The sequence below is a fragment of the Emcibacter nanhaiensis genome (assembly GCF_006385175.1).
GTDB lineage: Bacteria > Pseudomonadota > Alphaproteobacteria > Sphingomonadales > Emcibacteraceae > Emcibacter > Emcibacter nanhaiensis.
This window is the reverse complement of the sequence record NZ_VFIY01000004.1, coordinates 68,457-87,418: the sequence shown is the minus strand read 5'-3', so window position 1 is coordinate 87,418 and position 18,962 is coordinate 68,457. Positions and strand designations below refer to the sequence as shown.

Sequence of the window (18,962 nt, the reverse complement as noted above, 5' to 3'; positions counted from 1 at the left end):
TCAGATCACTGCGATGGGATCATTTCTGGCAGCTGATCAGGCCGCCGACGGCCATGACATGCTCCCAGCCGTCGGGCTTGGTCAGGCGCAGGCTGCCGCGGGGGATCACCACGGAGTTGGCCATGCCGTCGCGCAGTTCCGGCTCCAGCAGCAACTGCACACTATAGCCCTCGCCGTCAAAGACCTGGCGGGTAAACTGGCCGTAGAAACCCTCGCCCTCTGCCGACGTGCGGGTGAGCGAGCGGGCGGCGCCGTCGATCATCATGTCGCCGGTCATATCGGCACTGTTGGAATAAAACACCAGTTCCCGCTGCGGCACCTTGGACCAGAGAAACAGGCCGCACTGGCCCGGCTGCATTTCCCGTGGCGGCAGGGTGGAAATGCCGGATTCAAAAGTAAAGCTCTGGATGGCGGGTGCGCTGTCCTTTTTGGCCGCATCACTGCCGGAGGTGGTGCAGCCGGCCAGCAGGACCAGCGCCAGCACAGCCGTCAGGGCGCCGCTTGTTTTTCCTATGGCCATTAGCCGATCCTCTCCTGATGATGCCAGACCCAGCGGTCATTGCGCTTTCTGAAACCGGCCCGCGTTAGTTTGTTGACGAGTTCCGCAGAAACTGTTTTCACTGAGATATCAGTATCGAGGCGCATTTGCAACGGATCAAAGCTGAAGCTCAGCCGGCGGCTCTCGGCCCCCTCGCCCTCACCGTCAGTCATGGCGATGTTGATCCGCCCGTCGTTGCAGGCGAGGTCGCCGGTCGCCTCCGCCGCGCTCCACAGGCCCATGCTCTTCAGCGGTCCGAGAATATCGGTGCGGAACAGGCCGTCGATCTGTTCGCAGCCCTTGTCGGTCAGCGCCAGCCGGTCAATGCTGAGGTAGAGTGTGCCGCGAAAGCGCATATCCCCCGCCCGGCGGTCAAGGTTGAGATCAATGCCCGCGTCCCGAAGCTGTGTTGTGCTGCCGGACAGGCTCAGGGTGCCGCTGCCGGAAACGTGCTCGCCGGTGAGGCGGAAGTCCGCCACCGCGGTGCCGGTGAGCAGGCCTGCGGGCGACAGCGAGACCGCCAGTGACCGCGCTTCCTGCCGGCCAAGGCGCGGATAGTGAAACATGCCGTGCCACACCGTGCCTTCGACCCGCTGGTAGCCGAAGCCCGCCGGGCCGAAGATTTCCGTGGCTGTGCGCAACGGCAGCAGGCTCGCCAGCGCCAGCAGAAACAGCACCAGGCCCGGAATGGCAATCTTCAGGACTTTGCTCATGCCCCGCCCCTCACCAGCGTCACCTGGACCCGCACCGTGCCCTGGCCCTCATTCTTGCTGACTGAGATATTCTTGACCCGGATGTCGTAGCGCTGGCCGATCAGGGCCAGCCACTGGTACAGCAGGCCGCCGTCGGCGCTGTCGAGCCACATGGTCAGGCTGTCTTCCTCCCCCGGCTGCAGGCGGGTGATGGCAAGGCCCATGCTGCGGGCTGCCTGTCCGGCCGTCTGGCGCAGGGAGCCGCCCTGGTCCCCGGCCTGTTCCGCCGCGGTATTTTTCTGCACCGGCATATTGGCCAGGCTCTGACGGACAAAATCATAGTCGCCCGAGGCGCGGATATAATTCTGTTTTTCATCGGCATGATAACCCGTCACCGGCCGCCAGATCGCGAGCCAGCCGAAAACCAGCAGGGCAAGGATGCCGACCCCGACCACAATCGCCCGGTCCCGGCTTGATAAATGCATGAACCACGTCATGAGACCACCTCCAGGGCAAAATCACCACTGACCCGGTTGCCGTCCTGCCGCGCCCCCTGGTCCTCGACCAGCAGGCTGCCTGAGGTCAGTTCCCGTTTGAAGGCGTCGAGGAGTTCGAAACTGCCGGTGGACAGGGTGACATAAAGCCGGTTGTCGCTGCTGTTGAAGCGCAGCTTGTCGAGCTGCACTTCCGGGGTCTTGTCCAGTGCCGCCAACAGGCGGCTGTTGACCTGCATAAAGACATTCTCTCCCCCCTCCTCGGAGATGGACAGTTTTGATCTCAGCTGGGCGCGGATGTTGACGATGCGGCTGGTCTCCGGGAAGGCCTTCTTGACCATCAGTTCGGCCTGCTGGTCGAGCACGTCCGCCGCCTGGCGCCAGGAATGAGCCTCCAGTCCCAGGTGGCCGAGGTAAAAAACAAACAGCACCAGCGCCAGCACCGCCACCCGGGTCAGCGGCCGGAAATATTCCATCAGCGAGGCCTGGGTGCCGTATGCGCCCTGCAGCAGATTGAGCGGGAGTTCAGGGACTGCAAAGCGATCAAACAGCGCCGCGGAGTCCAGAGTTGCCGGGGGCGCCATATCCCCCGCCTCGCCGAGGCCATTCTGCTGCAACAGGGCGAGGGTCTGCCGGTCCATCACAAATCCCGCACCGTCAGCGTCCAGACTGTAGTGGAAATCTCCAACCTCCAGGCTTGCCTCTTCCCCGGCCGGCGCCAGCAGCTGGAAATCCACTGCCACTTCATCTGGCCGGATATCCATCTCTTTCAGGTGCGCAAGCCAGGCTTCCATGTCCGCATGGGCCACCGCGAGCGCCAGGCGCTTGCCCTCTTCCAGCTTCCTGCTGACCAGGTGGGTTTTCGCCACCGGCGCTGCCAGATGGTCCTCCATCAGGAAGCTGACCGCGGCGCGGGCATTTTCCTCTGACGTCTCCGGCATCTCCAGCAGGCGAGCAGTGACTTTATTGCCCGGCAGCACCAGTCGTACGCTCCGCGAGCGGTCTTCATCGATGGCCGCCCGACAGGCGGTGCCGTCACCCAGAGCCCGTGGCGCCTGTCCGCTGTCCCCAGCCCGGCGCCAGATATTTTCCCCCGCGGGATCGATATAAATGATTACCCCGATACTCACAGTTTTTCTCCAAATTGGCGGGACACCAGGCGCACATCGCCGGTATTCTCCAGCTCCAGCAGCGATGTCATGGCCAGATAGCGATCCTGCCAGCTGACATCCGCAGTCAGTTCAAAATAACGGGTGGCGAGCACTACCTGATCCTGCACATCCACTGTCGGCGGCGTGTCGGCCAGCAGCCGATCCGCCCAGAAGGCCTGCGGGCTGTCATAGCCACCGTCCGGACGATTATCGATCACCTGCTCCGCCTTCTGCAGTAGAAGTTTTTCCCCCAGCAGCATGACCAGCAATGGGGCCTGCTCCCGCTTCAGGGTGTTGATATTGATCGGGCTCAGCTCCGGGGTCGGCAGGGTACAGACATAGTCGCGGATCAGATAGAGCACCTCCGGCGTGTAGCCTTCGATTTGCCTGAGCTCGCTCACATTGGCGAGCAAAGTGTTGGCGGTCCGGTAGGGATTCTGCAGCCCCATATAGTGATAATCCTCGGCGCCCCAGGTCATGGGCGCGCTGTCGCTGTCGACCCAGTCCACCAGCCGGTTGGCCAGAATCACGGCATCGCCGCCGGGAATACCCAGTGTCTTCAGCAGGGTGACATATTGCTCGCGCCCGCTCTCGCGCATCAGATAACGGTTGCCGTCACGGCGTTCTACCACGCTGTTGAGATTGAAACAGTTGCCGCCGTCAGTCACCTGGCCGCGGATCACCCCATCCTCTATGGGCACACTGAAGGCCGCCACCCGATCCAGCTGCCGGCGGGTGGTCTTGTCGGCAGACAGCTTGTGCAGGCTTTTCATCATGCCGCCAGCATATTCCTCCAGGCCCACGGCATACCATTCCGCCTGCTGCTGTTTTTCCAGCGTGCCGGCGCGACGGACATTAAAGCGGAGCTGGTCCAGCATGCCTACCACCAGGGCGGAGATGATCGCCACCAGCAGCAGCACGGTCAGCAGCGCCGCCCCGCTCTCCCGGTCATATGTGACTTTCTGCCGCCAAATCATGAAACCCGCCCCTGGGAGGTGATGAAAATTTGTTTCAGGTGGCGGCCGTCCCGGAACTCCACCTCAACCGAAACCAGTTGCGGCAGGGTCACTTTCTCACCGGTCCGGCTCTCATAGACGTCGAACCACTGGCCGTTGATGTAGAAGGAGGTTTCCAGCGATTTGATCCCGGACAGTACCACCCGTTCGGAACGATCCTCTTCCTTCGCCGGGTCGAGATGGGACGAGGTCCGGCGGACCAGATCCCCGTCCTTGAGCTCGTAACTGACCCGTTGCAGTTCGGCCCGGCGCTGCATCTGCCCCGGATTGATCCAGCCGCTGCGTACGAATGTCAGGAACGCGTCACGCCCCTCGGGCTGATAGCCGGCAAAGACATTCTGCAATGGGCCGCCGTACGCATCCCGCACCTGGCGGCGGGCCAGCTGCATGAAATCGGATTTCAGCAGGGCGCGACTGACCTGGATTTCGCGCAGGCGTTCCGATCCATCCTCCACAGACTCCTGGCTGGAGACCGCCGAAGACAGGATGGCAATGCCCATCACCGACAGCAGGGCAAAGACGGTCAGCGACACCATCACCTCCACCAGGGTAAAACCGCGATCGTTGCTCATTCGCGCCCCCTGTAGCCGGTCAGCAGGGCAAGCTCCTGCCCGCTTGTCTGTTCCGTCACCCGGACCCGCACTTCATAGATTTTTGGATCCGGCGCCGGGCGAACCTGCAGCTGCCAGGCAAAGTCGATGCCGTCCTGCTCCTCGGTGCCGCTGCGCACGCCGGGACGGATTTCCCCTTTGCGGGTGACGGCCAGGGCCAGCTGGTTTTCCGCCACAATAGAGGCCAGGGTCTGCTGCTCGATCAGGGACAGGTTACGGACATTTTCCCCGCCCATCTTGATCAGGGCCAGGGCGGCAATGCTGAAGACAAACAGCGCCACCATGACTTCCGCCAGGGAAAAGCCCTGCTCTGATTTTCGATCAGGAGACAGGGTTGACAATGATCTCGCCATTTTCCTCTCCTGACACTTTAATATTATCATCTATTCCACTGATATCTATAGAGAAAGACATCTGATTTCCCAGAGGATCAAACCAGATTGACGGGCTGTTCTCAGGCAAATTTTCCGTCAGTTCGACGGGCAACCTGTCCCGCACCAGGCGCACCACCGCGCCTTCCGGCCACTGCCCGGACGGCAGGTCCAGCGGCAGCCAGTGGCCGCGCCGGTAGATGACAAATGCATATCCTTCCGGCGTGATGCGGACCCCGGTCAGTTCCCCGGCCATGATGCTTTCCTCGGCCGCCAGACGCAGCCGGGCGGCAAGCTTCTCTGTTTCCTGTTCCAGATCTGAGGCCGGCGACGGCATATTCAGCACCACCACGGCAGAGATCATGCCGATGATGACGATCACCACCATCAACTCGACCAGAGTAAATCCTGCCTGCCTATCCTGCGTCATGCTATTTGCCCTGCGTCATGCTACTTCCAGCTTCCGATATCCTTGTCCAGGTCTTCCCCGCCGAGACGGCCATCGGCGCCGAGCGAGTAAATGTCATAATCACCATGCTCGCCCGGCATCAGATACTGGTACGGCGTGCCCCAGGGATCTTCCGGCAGCTCGCGGATATAGCCGCCCTTCTGGTAACGTTCCGGGCGCTTGAGTCCAGCCGGCTCGGAGACCAGCGCGTCCAGCCCCTGCTCGGTGGTCGGAAAGCCGAGGTTATCCTTCTTGTACATTTCCAGTGCCATCTGCAGGCGGCTGATATCGGTCTTGGCTTTTTCCACCATGGCCTTGTCCTGGCTCGGCAGCACATTGATCACCACCACCGTCGCCAGCAGGCCGATGATGACGATCACCACCATCAGCTCCACCAGGGTAAAACCGGACTCTTTCGTTACTTCAGGCTGCTGCGCATCATGTTCAGGCTGTGCAGACATATTCTCTCTCCGTATATTAACCAAGCGCCATCGTATTGAGCTGCAGAATCGGCAGCAGGATGGACAAAACAATCAGGGCGACAATGGCCCCCATGATAATGATAATGCCGGGCTCCAGCAGGCTGAGCGCCGTGGCGATAAAGGTTTCGAAATCGCCTTCCAGATAGTCGGCGGACTTTTCCAGCATGTCCGGCAGCTGGCCGCTTTTCTCCCCCGCCCCGGCCATATAGACGACAATGCCGGGAAAGACGCCGGAGTTGCGGAGCGCCCGGGACAGGCTGCTGCCTTCACTGATCTGGGTGACCATTTTTTCAACCGCTTCGCGCATGACCAGGTTCTGCATGGTCTGGCCGGCGGAGCGCAAGCCTTCCATCACCGGCGAGCCGCTGGCAATCAGGGTCGACAGCGTGCGGGCCAGCCGGGCGGCATAGAGGCCGCGCACCAGTTTGCCAATCAGCGGCAGGCGCAACATCCAGCCGTCACAGCGGCGGCGGAATTTTTCCTGCTTGAGCTGCCGCAGGAACAGGAGGATCGCCAAGGCCAGAGCCAGCAGAATGAAGATGCCATAGTCCCGCATCATGTCCGACAGGAAAATCATGGTGCGGGTCAGGAACGGCAGGGTCTGGCCCATGCTCTCAAACTGGCCCGCCACCTTGGGCACAATGAAGGTCATCAGGATGATCACCACTACCACGGCGACCAGCGCCAGCATGGCGGGATAGAGGGTGGCGGTGAGAATTTTATTGCGCAGCTGCTGCGATTTTTCCAGATGGTCGGCAAGCCGTTCCAGCACCTGCCCCAGCGCACCTGATACTTCACCTGATGCTATAAGAGAACGATAGAACTGATTGAAATCATTAGGGTATAATGCCAGCGCTTCTGAGAACCTGCGCCCCTCCATCACCCGGGCCCGCACCGCCATCAGTTTCTTGGAAGCGGCGGGATTTTCCACCTGCTCAGCAGTCATTGACAGCGCTTCCTCGACCGGGGCCGCGGCATTGATCATGGTGGCGAGCTGGCGGGTCAGCATGGCCAGTTCCTTGTTGCCGATCCGGCCCCCGCCGAGCCACTTGCCCAGCGAAGAGGCCTCGGCAGATTTGTCCACCTTGTCCAGGCTGACCGGCATCAGCTGCCGTTCCTGCAGGTCCTTGCGCGCCTGGCGGCTGCTGTCAGCGGAGATCACGCCTTTCTGTTTCTTGCCCTTGTGGTCGAGCGCCACATATTCATAGACCGCCATCACCATCCTCCTGGTGACGACAGACTCTCAGCACTTCCTCGAGCGAGGTCTGGCCTTCCCGGACCGCTTTCAGGCCGTTGACAAACAGGCTGCCAGCGGTCTTGAACGCTTCCGCTTCCATATCCTGCTCGCTGGCGGAATTATAAATCATCCGCCGCAGGTTTTCGTTGATGACCAACAGTTCATAGAGACCGATCCGGCCGGTATAGCCGGTATGGTGGCAGGCGTCGCAGCCGACCGCTTCAAAGACCTTTGCGCCTTCCATCAGGTGACCGCCGGACAAGCGGTGTTCGGTGGCGGTAACGATTTTTTCCTTGCGGCAATGCGGACACAGGCGGCGCACCAGACGCTGGGCCAGGATCCCCTTGATGGTGGAGGACAGCAAAAACGGCTCTACGCCCATGTCGCGCAGGCGGGTGATGGCGCCGACGGCGCTGTTAGTATGGACAGTGGACAGCACCAGATGGCCGGTCAACGAGGCCTGCACCGCCACTTCCACCGTTTCCGGGTCGCGGATCTCGCCGACCATCACCACATCCGGGTCCTGGCGCAGGATGGCGCGCAACCCGGTGGCGAAGGTCATGCCGACCTTGCTGTTGACCTGGGTCTGGCCGATGCCGTCGAGGGCATATTCGACCGGGTCTTCCACGGTCAGTATATTACGGGTGGAGTTGTTGAGCCGCGACAGCGCGGCATAAAGGGTGGTGGTTTTCCCGGACCCGGTCGGACCGGTCACCAGGATAATGCCGTTGGGCTCTTCCAGCAGCGCTTCCATCCGGGTTCGGGTATCCGGCTCCATGCCGAGATCTCCCAGACTCAGCTGCGCCTGTGACTTATCGAGCAGACGCATCACCACCCGTTCGCCATGCTGGGACGGCAACGTGGACACGCGCACGTCCAGAGTCCGCTCGCCCAGGGACAGGGAAATGCGCCCGTCCTGGGGAATGCGTTTTTCGGCGATATCGAGCCGGGCCATCACCTTGATCCGGGACACCAGCAGCGAAGACAGCCGGGCGTTGAGGCTGAGAATTTCCTGCATCACCCCGTCGACCCGGGTGCGTACCGACAGGCGGCTTTCGAACGGCTCCAGATGAATATCGGAGGCCTTGAGCCGCACCGCCTGGGCGATCAGACCGTTGATCAGGCGGATAATCGGCGCATCATCGGTGCTATCCAGCAGGTCGGCAGTCTTGGGCATGCCTTCGATAAAGCTGTCGAGGCTGCTTTCCTCCTCCAGACTGTCGCTGAGGTCTTCGGACGCCAGGTCGCCCATGGCATAGATGTCAGAGAGGTATTTTTCAAATTCGCCCTTGTCCAGCTTGCGGAGCTGGATGTGATCGGGCAATACCCGCCGGGCCTCCAGGATGTCCGCCAGCGCTGCGTCGGGCCTGAGGCCAAGCACCAGTCCCTGTTCCTCCGGAATCGCCAGCACCCCCCTCTCCCGGGCGAAGCTGTAGGAGATCGGTGTCTGGCTCACCTGTGCTTCCGCAGACGCCATGTCATTCGCCTTCCGGTTTTGCCGGCGTGGCGCCGATCACCTTGTTCATGACGCCGTCGAGCCCGATACCGCCGTAGGCATCCTCCATCAGCGGGTCATTACGGAAGAAATCATATTTCTTGTTGGTGACCCGGCGCAGCTGGTCCTTGTCGCGGATGATGGTCATGCGCAGGAAAATCATCAGGTTGCGCTGCTCGCGGGACTTGGCCCGGCTCTTGAAGGCTTCGCCCAGCACCGGGATATCCTTCAAGAGCGGCACACCGCTGATGGACACGGATTCATCCTGCTGGATCAGGCCGCCCAGCACCATGATCTCGCCGTCCTGCAGCATCACGGTGGTTTCCACTTCCCGCTTGTTGGTGATCAGGTCGGTGGACTGGCTGCTGATGGTGCCGGCAACGCTGGACACCTCCTGCTGGATATGGGCGAGAATGCCGTTCTCGCCGTTGATTTGCGGACGCACGGTCAGCTTCACGCCGATATCCTCCCGGTTCACGGTGCGGAACGGGTTGGAGTTGTTGCTGCTCAGCGTTTCGCCGGTGGTAATGGGAATTTCCTGGCCGCCGAGAATGCGGGCTTCCTCGTTGTCGATGGTAATGACCGATGGCGTGGACAGGATGTTGGAGGTGATATCCTCGTCCAGCGCATTGAGGATAAAGCCGAAAGTGGTGCCGTTGGACGATTTTCCGGCAAGACCGCCGGCGAAGCCGTTGATACCGAGGATCGAGTCAATGGCGTTGCTCTGCAGCGCCGCCAGGGCGTCACTGTCCTCGCCCAGTTCATCGGCCGCCAGCAGCGCCCCGGCCGAGGCCAGGATATTGGGTGTGCTGTTGGAATAATTGGTGGTGACGAACGGCACGCCGGAGGTCTGGCTGCCGGACAGGAAATACTGCAGGCCAAGTTCCTTGGCCGTGGTATCCGACACCTCGACGATAATGCCTTCGACCATGATCTGGTCGCGGGGCACATCCAGCTGCCGGATCACGTCACCCAATGCCTTCTGCATTTCCGGGTCGGCATTAATCACCAGGGAATTGGTGGAGGGATGCAGGGAAATGCTTGTTTTTCCGGCACGCCCTCCACCGGCATTTTCCCCCTTGCTCTGGGCCAGGGACTGGCTCACTTCCTGCAGCACCGGCAGCAGGGTCTCGCCGCTGGTGTGATTGAGTTTTACCACCCTGAGATCGCCTTTGGACTTGCGCCGCGCATCCAGTTGTTCGATCACCGGCATAAGCTCATCGATGACCTTTTGGTCGCCCTTCAGCATCAGGGTGTCGCTGGCGTCCACCGGTACGGCGGAAAAGCCGCTGTACATGGCATTCTCTGCGCCGGAAGCACTCTTCAGCTGTTCCAGAATTTCCGCCATTTCGCTGGGCGAGGTGTTGCTGAGCGAAATCATACGCACCACATCGCGGGACTTGTCCACCTCGGCCAGCACCGCCTTGAGGCGTTCGACATTGGGGGCGAAATCCACCAGAATCAGGACATTGGACGGCCGGTAGGGCAATACCCGTCCGGATTTGCCGACCAGGGTCTTGAGCATGTTGGAGGCCTGGGTCACATCGAGATGACGCAGTTTGATGACTTCGGTCACCATCTGGTCGGTGGGCTTGTCCCGCCTCGACAGGATCTGCCCCTCAACCGCCGCCTGGTCCTCGGGCACGATCTTATAGGCGCCACCCGGCGTGGGCAGCACGGCAAGACCATGCACCTTCAGGGTGGACAGGAAGGTTTCCAGCACCGCGGCGCGTTCCACCGGCTCGCGGGAGATGATGGTTACCTTACCGGAGACCCGGGGATCGATGATAAAGGACCTGCCGGTCAGTAGGGAAATATCCTCGGTCACCGCCTTGATATCGGCCTGGCGATAGTTCAGTACTGCCGGTTCATTGTTCTGCGCCACGGCCTCGGTCGCCATAGCCGTTATCAGAGCTGCCAGCACGACAATATATCTTGTGATCTGTTTCCTCATATCCCTGCCTGAACCTTGTCTGTGTCCTGATTTCATTGTTGTTGTCCCGCCTGGTTCCGGGGTGTGCCGTCAGCTGCGACCTGCCCCGTCCCCTGTTGTCCCGGGAAGGTCAGCACCTCGAGCACACCGGAACGTTCAATGGCCACCCGGTCTTCGAGAACCCGATTAAGTATTACGCCGTCAAAAATCTCATCCCCGGCGCGGAAAGCCCCCTGCTGTTTGTCGGGTGTACGGATAATCGCCACGCCGCTGCCGTCCGGGCTATAGCGGATGCCGAACAGCTCAAGATCAAGGTTGGTTTCGCGGGCTTCCGTCAGCGCCGTCTCCTCAACGGCTTCAATCTTCTGATCCCGGTAAAAGGGATTGACCGAGGCAAAAACCGACCAGTCCGTCGCCGCCCGGTTTTTTGTCTGTTTTGTGACAGCAACACCGCCCCCTTCCACCACCGGCAGCCTGGGCGAGGTGAAGTCCCAGAACAAAAGCGCCAGAACATAGAGGAGCAATGCCGCGAAAATTATTTCCAGAAACCACACAAAATACTGAAAGGGCGTCCTGTTTTTCGACTCGGAGACGCCCCTGCTCGCCGGCAGGCGTTGCAGACTCCCCCGGAAAAAGGCCAGTTTTTCTGTGAAATTTGTTTTTGTTACAGCCACGCGACAACCCGTTGAAATTTTCCAAGATTCATCTTGTGGAACCTGTTTGTTACAGGAATGTGATAGTATTGTTACATAAAAATAAAGGGCACCTGCCGCCGCAGATGCCCTTGATGTTTAACCGTGGCTTCAGCCTTAGAAGGTGTGGCTTACACCCACTGAGAATGTAGTGCCGATGTTATAGCTTTCAGCGAGGAAGCCAGCCTGAGTAACCTGATAATCTTCATCAAGAATATTCTCGACTTTGAAGCTCAGCTCCATTTCGCCACCGCCGATTTCGATGTCCCGTTTATAAACCAGGTCTACAAAAACAGTCGCATCCTCGACCAGGTCCGGCAGGCTGTATGTACCGACACTGGCAATGCGCTCGCCGGTGTAGTTCACAAGGATAGTAAGGCGATCGTCTTCACCATCCCATCCCAGCTGCAGGTTGCCGAGCCATTCAGACTGTCCCTGCATCGGACGAACCGCGTTGGTCAGAACATTCAGGTCTTCTGGAGCAATATTAACCTCAGAGTTGATGTATGTTCCGTTGGCCTTTACGTAAAAGAGACGATTCTGCCAGAATTCACCCTCAAAGGTTTCAGCCAGCGGAATATTGATATTTGCCTCAATTTCGACACCATACAGTTCACCTGAATCCGCGTTGATGTAACTCAGGTTCCTGGTGCCGTCACCGATGATGGTTACGGTTTCTTCAATCGGATCTTTGAAGTCCTTGTAGAAGGCACCGATGGTCACTGACTCATCTTCACCGAAATACCATTCGAAACGGGCATCCAGATTGGTGACCTTCGCGGTCTTGAGATCCGGATTACCGGTGCGGGAACGGCCCAGCTCATCATAGTAGGAAACCGGAGCCAGTTCCCTCAGGTCAGGCCTGGACAGGGTCTGCGATGCGGCCAGACGAAGCTGCATATTTTCCGCAAAGGTCCAGGTCAGAGTCGCTGCCGGCAGGAACCTCTGGCTCTCCGGCTGCACAGACAGGTTCACAGTATCGATATTCTGCGTGGTATCTTCATAGCGTCCGCCGACAGCCAGGCGGATGTCTTCAGAAACCTGGGCATCAGCTTTGATGTAGCCGGCCAGGACTTCTTCGCTTCCTTCAAAGTAGTCACCTGCCAATGTTTGTGACAGCAGCTGAATTCCGTCGGGAGCGATGTTGAACGTACCAAATACGATCTCGGGAACAAGCATTCTCAGCTCCGGAGAAGCGCCACCGGCCGGGAAGCCGAAACGGTATCTCAGATATGAGGATTCACGTTCCTTTTTATAGTACATTCCGCCAGCAGAAATATCTGCCTGGACATCACCGAACTCAACGGGCTGTTTCAGATCCATACCATATTCATAAATGGTATCGTCCAGCTCGCCCCAGAAAATCCCGTTACCCAGCTGGATACTCTCACGCGTGGACAGGATGTTGGCGCCCAGAGCTTCGTTGTATTCATAGGTGGACTGCTTACGCATCGGCACGTCGCGGCTGGCTGTTCCGTAAACAGCATGCCATTTGAGTTCCGTTTCCCCGGCATCACTCAAGTCAAAGAAATGGTCACCGGACAGCTGGTTTGACCATACCTGGCGCTCAACCCACTCGAGCTGAGTCAGCGTACGCAACCGGCCCGGGTCCGCGGCGAAATCACCACTGAAGATCGTTGCGGAACGAGATGATTTTCTCAGCAGCAGCGATGTCAGCTGGATGTTGTTGTTGCCGTTGAATTCATAGCCGACATTGAGAATACCGTTAAGGTCCACTTCAAACGTCGTGCTTCTCAGGCCACAGTTCTGCGGTGCACCCTCGAATTCCAGACAGGCTTCCGGCCGAATACCCAGACCGTTGAGTTCCGCACCTTCAGAGGTATTGCTGTATTCGTTAAACACACCTTCTTTGTTGCGGTACTGGTTGTCATAGGAGACGGAAAACAGAACACCCAGGCTGCTGTCGTCCATTTCAATGCGCTTGCCCAAAGTGCCTTCCAGACCGAAGTCAGGCAGGTTTTCCTGGAAATCAGCAGACCAGATATTGGAAATGGCTTCACCGGCCGCTTCCCGTTCCTCGTCTGTCATATTTGCCAGATAGGGATCAGCTTTAATGGCATCCGGAAGGTCACGAAGACCATCGTCAAAACCGAGCCAGTCGGTGTCGGAATGATCGTAGCTCAGGCCGTCTTCAAAAGTTGATATTGTATTATAGGCTGTGGAAATGCCAACCTTGAAGAAATCTTCATCCGGCACAGCCTTTGTGCGCATTTCGATAAGGCCGCCACCAAAGTGACCCGGATATTCCGGTGAAAAGGTTTTCTGAACAAGCACGCCGTCCAGCACGTTCACAGGAAAGATATCGAGAGGAACGACACGACGAAGCGGGTCGGGGCTCGGAAGATTTGCGCCATCAAGCAGTGCGTTGGAATAACGGTCGCCAAGACCGCGAACAATGACCACGCCGTCTTCAGCAAGGCTGAGACCGGTAAGACGCTTCAGGGATCCCGCGACATCGCTGTCCCCGAGGCGGGAGAAGTCGGCGGCATCGAGGATGTTGGAAATTTCAGAGGTAGACCGCTTTTCATCAGGAATATACTGACCCATAACGGTCACTTCCTCGATATCCTGATTGGGCTCGGCCTGCTCTGCCTGCTGGGCGTAAACCCCTGCCGGAACCAGTATCAGCGTACTGGCCAGAAGGGCTCCCTTCAAATTTGTAGTATAACTTTTCATATCAAGCACCATGTGTGATTTTTTTAAATGAGAGAGCTGCGGCAGGCAGAGTAATGCCCGCCGCAGCCAATCACTGAAGCTTAGTCGTGGATCCAGACCGTCCAGCCGGCAGTCCAGTCGCCAGCAGCGTTCTCCACCGCACCGATATAGCTTGTGGTATCGAAGAAGGCGTCTACAGCATTTGCATCTGTTGCAGTTACTGCTGCTTCACCAGTACCATTGATATATTTTTTGGTGCCGTCAGACGGTACAGCCAGGGTTGAACCACCGAGGGTAGTGTTGGCCTGAGCAGCAAACCAGGTCGGCAGGTTGTCTTCATCGGCGCCGTCTTCGTCTTCATTCGCGAAGTTGGAGTTACAATCCAGCAGTGTTGACTGCATGACAATGTTGCCGGCATCCAGCTGGTCATAGCTTTCTGAACCGTCGATATCCAGGCAGTCATCGGTGAAGCTGGCTACAACAGCGTTGTAGAAGCTTGCGGCCGTACCGCGGCGCAGGACGATACCTGTATCGCCGTAGGGTGAGGAATCGATGCCCACGAAGGTGATGTTTGACCAGGTCGGGTTGGACCGCGGAGTCAGGGTGTTGTCATCTTCGTTGTTGTCAGCTTCAATACCACGGTCGGTGTTGGGCTGGTTCGGGTTCTGAATGGCGATGGCATACTGTACCTTACCGCGCCAACCGAAAGTCCAGTCGAAGCTGTCATCGTCGGAACCGGTCACCACCAGGTGTTTGGCGTTCACGGTACCACCGAAGAATTCAAAACCATCGTCAGAGTTGTTGTGAACCTGAACATAGTTCACTTCAGTACCGTTACCGATACCCTGCATGGCAACACCGTTCAGTTCGCTGATGGCATTCACTTTAAAGCCGGCGTATTTGACCACCAGATAACTCAGGCGGCCGCTGTTGTCGGTGTCGTCGTCACCGCCATACAGATCGCCGGTCACCTCGTCGATACCTTCACAGACACCGGCCACGCAGTTCACGTTGGTAGAGGCACGACCATTGAGGATCAGACCACCCCACAGGCCACTGGCTGTATCAATATCACGGGCACCATCGTTGGTGGCTGTCATGGTGACAGGAGCATCTTCAGTACCGTTCACAAAGATCTTGGATCCACGAGTGATGTTGAGTACCGCATTGGTGTCCTCACCATAGATGGTCACACCGGCATCAACGATCAGCGTTGCGGGATCACCGTCCGGATCGGTTCCGTCGTAACCCACATCAACACCAATGTTCACCTGACCACGCAGGAAGTAATCCAGACCAGCAACCAGGCGCATTGTGTCGGTGTAAGTACCTTCAAGCACACATCCACCGTCGCCGTTGTCTGTCGTACCGGTCGGGCATACTGCCGCGTCATTCATGCCGTAAGTCCAGCCGAGCGTCCAGTTTTCCGGATCGTTCGGACCGTTAACGGCACCGATGTAGTCTGTTGTATCAAAGAAGGCGTTAACGGCATTTGCGTCAGTCGCTGTCACACCCTGTTCTGTTGCACCGTTCACAAAAACGGACAGTGAGTTTGTTGCCAGGGTGTTGTTGTCCTGGTCAGCAAACCAGGTCGGCAGGTTGTCTTCATCCGCGCCGTCTTCATCTTCATTTGCGAAGTTGGAAGTACAATCCAGCAGCGTTGATTCCATGACAATCTCACCGGCGTTCAGCTGGGCATAACTTTCTGAACCGTCAACATCCAGACAGTCACTGGTGAAGTCGGTTACAACAGCGTTGTAGAAGCTTGCGGCCGTACCGCGGCGCAGGACGATACCTGTATCGCCGTAGGGTGAGGAATCGATGCCCACGAAGGTGATGTTTGACCAGGTCGGGTTGGACCGCGGAGTCAGAGTGTTGTCATCTTCGTTGTTGTCAGCTTCAATACCACGGTCGGTATTTTCCTGGTTCGGGTTCTGAATGGCGATAGCATACTGGATGTTGCCGCGCCAACCGAAGGTCCAGTCGAAGCTGTCATCGTCGGAACCGGTTACCACCAGGTGTTTGGCGTTCACGGTACCACCGAAGAATTCGATACCATCGTCAGAGTTGTTGTGAACCTGAACATAGTCCACTTCAGTGCCGCTACCGATACCCTGCATGGCGATACCATTCAGTTCGCTGATGGCATTCACTTTAAAGCCAGCATATTTGACCTGAACGAATTTCAGGGAGCCGCTGCTGTCGGCATCATCGTCGCCGCCGTAAAGCTCGTTGGTAACCTCGTCGATACCTTCACAGACACCGGCCACGCAGTTCACGTTGGTGGTGGCGCGACCGTTGAGGACGACACCGCCCCATTCACCGGACCAGGGCTCTTCCAGAGGAGCACCGGAATAAGCGGCGCGGGAGGCAAGCCCCAGCTCGTCATCAAATCCAAGATCCTGAGCGGAAGTAAAGATAATCGGGTTTGTATTGCTTCCTTCTGCCATGAGCTGCGAACCACGGGAAACTGACAGAACAGAGTTTTCGTCTTTACCGTAGATTGTTGTGCCGGGCTCGATGGTCAGTGTGACCGGTGCCCCGCCGGTGCCGTCATAGCCAACGTCTTCGCCAACAATGACCAGGCCGTCGATCACATAAAGGTTTTCTGCAGTAAGAGTAATGTTACTCGTCAGAGTGCCGGAAAGTTCACAGTGTGTTTCCGTACCAACAGTCAGGTCTGCTGTACCAGACGGGCAGTTACCGGCACTGCTGCCGCCGCTGCCGCCGGTATCACCACTAGTGTCGCCGGTACCCGGGTTCGGACCGGTAGTTCCCGGTGAAGCCAGTTCAATTGAATCGTCGCCCTGACAGCCAGCGCCTGCGAGCGCCACAGTGGCACAGGCTGCAATCAGTACAGTTCTGAGTTTAATGGATTTGATCATTTTCCGCCCCTAAACGAGAAAAAAAAATTACAGTTAAGTTCGACAGACAATCCGGGCGCAATTCACCCCGGACTAATCAGGTCGCGGTTTTAGGAGGGAAATGTGACAGTTATGCTTCAGTAATTGTTACGGTTAGTTTAATATTTTGTTACACGCCCAGTCACATTTAATATGACTTATTTTTCAAGAGGTTGATCAACCTAGACTGAACGTCAGGATTTATTTTCCAACCATCGGATTCAAAATATCCTGCCTGAAATGACGAATAGTTTTAAACTGAAATGTAACAAGAGCGGCCGCCCCTGCGAGTCTCTTTTAATTACTCAAAACTAATATAGAGGACAGTTTAAGAACCCAGGTCAGCCATGTTCCAACCGCCAGGAACGGTCCGAATGGCATCATGGTTTCCAGCGTTGCCGCCCCCCGTTTACTGACCAGTACAACCAGCAATCCGGCGACGGACGCCAAAAGCAGGATAAAAGGCAGATATAATACGCCGGCCCAGGCGCCAGCCGCGGCGAGAAGCTTGGCATCCCCCATGCCGATCCCTTCCCGCCCCCTGACCTTCCGATAGGACAGAGCCACCATATATATAAAGAGATAGCCGGCAGCAGCCCCCATCAGGCTATGCAGAAAATCCGGAAAAGCCGGATAACCCAAATAGCTGAAAGCCAGGCCGGCGCCGGCAAGAGGCAGGGTCAGATAATCCGGCAAGCGGTAAGTCTTCAAATCGATAAGGCTGAGGACCATAAGGGGAACGAACAGGACAGCCCCCCATATTTGAAGATTCGCTGGCAGTAACGCGATACCGGCCGCAGCCAGGGCCAGAACAGATCCCCATTTTAAGACGTCCGCCATATGCGTCCCGCCCCCGAAAAAGTTAATCCCTAGCCGGTTTCAATAGGTTATTTTCGGCTGTCCGGCAATTTTTTTCGCCAGGAAATGGCAGTTTTCCGCGCGAAAGCCCCTCATGAAACAAAAAGTTCATAAAGATTAACTGCTGATTGTAGTATTATTTTCGAAATAATAGTTCAGTTATGTGACAATAATATTACAGGCTGAAACAAAAATTAGGGAAGAGGTGAATATCGGGAAAAGGAGACAATATGGTCCGGGCACCATACGGTATGATATATAGATCAATCAGCATCCCCCTGCTGATGCTTCTGCCGTTGTTCCTCTTCCTTGCCGGCTGCACCACCACCTCATCGACATCGCCGGTCGACTATTCCGAAACCTTCATTGGCCGTGGCGCCCTGCTCAGCGGCTACGCCCTCTGGGGTCCCGAGGCAGACGACCTGCCGGAGCCGGAAGATCATGTTCTTGCGCTAACCCCCGAAATAAAGTCCTTCACCGAACGACATATCCCGCTGAAAAATGCGGAAATCGTAAAGGTCCGCGCCCTGGCGAATTCCATTGTTTCCGAGGATGGCCTGAATATGGCTTACAACAGGACCGCGACCCTCAGTGCCGATGAAGCGTTCCGGAAGGCTGAAGCCAACTGCCTCGGCTTCAGCTACCTCACCGTCCTGATGGCCCGCGAGCGGGGCCTGAAAGCCGCCTTTCAGGAAGTTGACATCCCTCCCCTGTGGGCGTCTGACGAGGAGAAACTCATATACGCTACGGGGCATGTCAACGTTCGGGTCCAGTCCCGCAGCGGCCGCGACTTCACACTGGACATTGACCAGGTCAATATCGATCCCGGCTATCCGACCCGAATCATGTCCGATGCCGAAGCCGAAGCCCATTATTACAGCAACAAGGGAGCCGCGTTTCTGGACCGCGGCGATATGAAAAATGCCTTCCGCTATATGGTCAAGGCGATCCGGCTGTCCCCGGAAACCTCTTCTTTCTGGTCTAATCTTGGCGTTTTTTATCGCAAAAACAAGCTTCTGGATCACGCGGAAATGGCTTACCACGCCGCCCTGAAATACGACCAGTCCAACCATTCTGCCCTGTCTAACCTGGCGATTCTCTATGACATCAAAGGCGACGACGAAGAAGCAGAGTATTTTGCCGCCAAAGCCCGGGATTACCAGGAACAAAACCCCTATTATCACTATTTCAAAGCACAGAGTGCATTTGACAGCGGGGATTATAACTCAGCCGTCGCCTCCCTCACCAAAATTGTCGGCAAGAAAACACAGGACCCCCGTTTCAACGATCTTCTCGCCGAAAGCTACAGGATGCTGGGAAATAGGAAAAAAGCAGACGCCGTGTTGGCTATGGACAAATAACCAG

17 protein-coding genes are annotated in these 18,962 nt (G+C 57.4%); 1 reads left to right on the top strand and 16 read right to left on the bottom strand.

From position 1 onward, the window contains the following. Nucleotides 1-19 precede the first annotated feature (19 nt). The 16 genes from FIV46_RS00790 to FIV46_RS00715 all read right to left on the bottom strand — a co-directional run bounded on the left by FIV46_RS00790 (nt 20) and on the right by FIV46_RS00715 (nt 17,579). Entirely contained in the window at nt 20-520 is a 501-nt protein-coding gene (locus FIV46_RS00790; protein WP_139937900.1) for a hypothetical protein, read from the bottom strand. After that, nucleotides 520-1,251 carry a type II secretion system protein N gene (gene gspN / locus FIV46_RS00785; RefSeq protein ID WP_139937899.1) on the bottom strand — a complete coding sequence of 244 codons (732 nt, stop codon included), beginning with the start codon at nt 1,249-1,251 and terminating at the stop codon, nt 520-522. Before gspN ends, FIV46_RS00790 begins: the two co-directional genes overlap by 1 nt. Beyond that, complete coding sequence (gspM, locus tag FIV46_RS00780; RefSeq protein WP_139937898.1) at nt 1,248-1,727, bottom strand: type II secretion system protein GspM; 480 nt, start codon at nt 1,725-1,727, stop codon at nt 1,248-1,250. The genes gspN and gspM overlap by 4 nt, the downstream gene beginning before the upstream one ends. Beyond that, on the bottom strand, nt 1,724-2,854 hold the full coding sequence (gene gspL, locus FIV46_RS00775; RefSeq protein WP_139937897.1) for a type II secretion system protein GspL: 1,131 nt from the start codon (nt 2,852-2,854) through the stop codon (nt 1,724-1,726). The genes gspM and gspL overlap by 4 nt, the downstream gene beginning before the upstream one ends. Then, nucleotides 2,851-3,852, bottom strand: a complete 1,002-nt coding sequence (gene gspK, locus FIV46_RS00770; RefSeq protein ID WP_139937896.1) for a type II secretion system minor pseudopilin GspK — start codon at nt 3,850-3,852, stop codon at nt 2,851-2,853. Before gspK ends, gspL begins: the two co-directional genes overlap by 4 nt. Then, a complete protein-coding gene (gene gspJ, locus FIV46_RS00765; protein WP_139937895.1) occupies nt 3,849-4,463 on the bottom strand; it encodes a type II secretion system minor pseudopilin GspJ in 615 nt (204 codons plus the stop codon). Before gspJ ends, gspK begins: the two co-directional genes overlap by 4 nt. Continuing rightward, a complete protein-coding gene (gene gspI, locus FIV46_RS00760; RefSeq protein ID WP_181162999.1) occupies nt 4,460-4,855 on the bottom strand; it encodes a type II secretion system minor pseudopilin GspI in 396 nt (131 codons plus the stop codon). Before gspI ends, gspJ begins: the two co-directional genes overlap by 4 nt. Next, the gene (gene gspH / locus FIV46_RS00755) at nt 4,824-5,303 is read right to left on the bottom strand and encodes a type II secretion system minor pseudopilin GspH (protein ID WP_139937893.1); all 480 of its coding nucleotides are present in this window, start codon (nt 5,301-5,303) and stop codon (nt 4,824-4,826) included. The genes gspI and gspH overlap by 32 nt, the downstream gene beginning before the upstream one ends. 20 nt (nt 5,304-5,323) lie before the next feature. Further along, nucleotides 5,324-5,782: a type II secretion system major pseudopilin GspG gene (gene gspG, locus FIV46_RS00750; RefSeq protein WP_139937892.1), complete on the bottom strand. Its 459-nt coding sequence runs from the start codon at nt 5,780-5,782 to the stop codon at nt 5,324-5,326. 16 nt (nt 5,783-5,798) lie between these two features. Beyond that, entirely contained in the window at nt 5,799-7,019 is a 1,221-nt protein-coding gene (gene gspF, locus FIV46_RS00745) for a type II secretion system inner membrane protein GspF (protein ID WP_139937891.1), read from the bottom strand. After that, complete coding sequence (gene gspE, locus FIV46_RS00740; protein WP_139937890.1) at nt 7,006-8,517, bottom strand: type II secretion system ATPase GspE; 1,512 nt, start codon at nt 8,515-8,517, stop codon at nt 7,006-7,008. Before gspE ends, gspF begins: the two co-directional genes overlap by 14 nt. 1 nt (nt 8,518) lies before the next feature. Beyond that, complete coding sequence (gene gspD, locus FIV46_RS00735) at nt 8,519-10,489, bottom strand: type II secretion system secretin GspD (protein WP_181162998.1); 1,971 nt, start codon at nt 10,487-10,489, stop codon at nt 8,519-8,521. A gap of 32 nt (nt 10,490-10,521) precedes the next feature. Further along, nucleotides 10,522-11,142: a type II secretion system protein N gene (locus FIV46_RS00730; protein ID WP_181162997.1), complete on the bottom strand. Its 621-nt coding sequence runs from the start codon at nt 11,140-11,142 to the stop codon at nt 10,522-10,524. A 135-nt stretch (nt 11,143-11,277) separates the two neighbouring features. Beyond that, nucleotides 11,278-13,857, bottom strand: coding sequence for a TonB-dependent receptor domain-containing protein (locus tag FIV46_RS00725; RefSeq protein WP_181162996.1), 2,580 nt, complete (start codon nt 13,855-13,857; stop codon nt 11,278-11,280). 80 nt (nt 13,858-13,937) lie between these two features. Next, entirely contained in the window at nt 13,938-16,721 is a 2,784-nt protein-coding gene (locus tag FIV46_RS00720) for a hypothetical protein (RefSeq protein ID WP_139937886.1), read from the bottom strand. 315 nt (nt 16,722-17,036) lie between these two features. Then, nucleotides 17,037-17,579, bottom strand: coding sequence for a prepilin peptidase (locus FIV46_RS00715; RefSeq protein WP_139937885.1), 543 nt, complete (start codon nt 17,577-17,579; stop codon nt 17,037-17,039). Between the two features lie 269 nt (nt 17,580-17,848). On the opposite strand from FIV46_RS00715, the gene FIV46_RS00710 reads away from it, so the two are divergent. Continuing rightward, the gene (locus FIV46_RS00710; protein ID WP_181162995.1) at nt 17,849-18,958 is read left to right on the top strand and encodes a hypothetical protein; all 1,110 of its coding nucleotides are present in this window, start codon (nt 17,849-17,851) and stop codon (nt 18,956-18,958) included. Nucleotides 18,959-18,962: the final 4 nt, after the last annotated feature.